Source organism: Streptomyces boncukensis (genome assembly GCF_011045075.1).
Taxonomy (GTDB): Bacteria; Actinomycetota; Actinomycetes; order Streptomycetales; family Streptomycetaceae; genus Streptomyces; species Streptomyces boncukensis.
In genome coordinates this window covers 1-1,267 of the sequence record NZ_JAAKZZ010000971.1, presented here as the reverse complement: position 1 = coordinate 1,267, position 1,267 = coordinate 1, and the positions used below count along the sequence as shown (strand labels likewise).

Here is a 1,267-nt window from a genome sequence, read left to right as displayed (position 1 = left end):
TCCCCCGCCCCCGCCCGGCGAACCGGCGGTCGGTGCGCCGGGCAGCGCGGCGGGCGGAACCGCGGCGGCGGCCGTCGCGGAGGAGTTCCGGCGGCTGCTCGCCCGGCCGGGCGCGGCGGCCGAGCTGTCCGTCCGCACCTGCGCGCTCGAACTCGGCGTCTCGGTGGGCCATCTCTCGGCCGCCGTCCGCGCGGCGACCGGCCTGACGCCCGGACAGCTGATCCGGCACGCGCAGGTGCTGGAGGCCAAGCGGCTGCTCGCCGGGACCGGGCTGACGGTGGGCCGGGTGGCCCGCGAGGTGGGGTTCGCGGACCCCGCGTACTTCTGCCGTTTCTTCCGGCGCGAGACGGGCGCCAGCCCCGGCGAGTTCCGGCGGGGCGCGAGCGGAAATCACCACGGTCCCCGCGATCTGTCCATCGACCCGCCCGAGTGCCGACCGTAACGTCGCTTCCGCCGGGCCCGCAGCCAGACGCACGTCGCAGACCCCCCACCGACGGACAGCGAGGAGAGCACCGTGGAGGAGACCCCGCACGACGCTCAGCACACCGGCCCCGCCGACGGCGACACCGCAGACGACACCGGCCGCACCGGCCCCACCCGCAAGTCCGTGCTCCGCGCCGCCATGGCCGCGGCGCCGGCCGCCGTCCTGCTGGGCAGCGCGGCGGCGCCCGCGCTCGCCCGCGACCGGGTCGCGGAGGCGCAGTCGGGCCGGCAGTCGGGCCAGCAGCGCAGCCGGCTCCTGGAGCCCACACCGAGCTGCGACGACGGCGACCAGCCGACGCCGCCGCAGACCGAGGGCCCGTACTTCAAGCCCAACTCCCCCGAACGCGACTCGATCGTGCCGCCCGGCACCCCCGGCATGGCGCTGACCGTCACCGGCTACGTCTTCAGCATCCGCTGCGAGCCGCTGGCGAACGTGCTGCTGGACTGGTGGCAGGCGGACCCGTACGGCGCGTACGACAACTGGGGCTACCGGTTCCGCGGCCACCAGTTCACCAACAGCGACGGGAGCTTCGAGCTGGGCACCCTGCACCCCGGGCTCTACCCCGGGCGGACCCGGCATCTGCATGTGAAGGTGCAGGCCCCCGGCCAGCGGATCCTGACGACGCAGCTCTACTTCCCCGGCGAGCCGCGCAACGAGACGGACCAGATCTTCGACCCCCGGCTGCTGATGACCATCCGGCAGGACGGCTCCAGCCTGCAGGGCAGCTTCGACTTCGTGCTGAACGTCTGAGCCGCCCACGGACCCCGCCGCACACCTGAGACC

2 protein-coding genes are annotated in these 1,267 nt (G+C 75.1%); both read left to right on the top strand.

Annotated features, from left to right (window positions below; genetic code table 11):
• On the top strand, positions 1 to 442 hold a 442-nt coding region (locus G5C65_RS37395; RefSeq protein ID WP_165303483.1), incomplete at its 5' end, for a helix-turn-helix transcriptional regulator.
• Positions 443 to 514: 72 nt separating this feature from the next.
• Entirely contained in the window at positions 515 to 1,234 is a 720-nt protein-coding gene (locus G5C65_RS37390; protein WP_420903406.1) for a dioxygenase family protein, read from the top strand.
• Positions 1,235 to 1,267 lie beyond the last annotated feature (33 nt).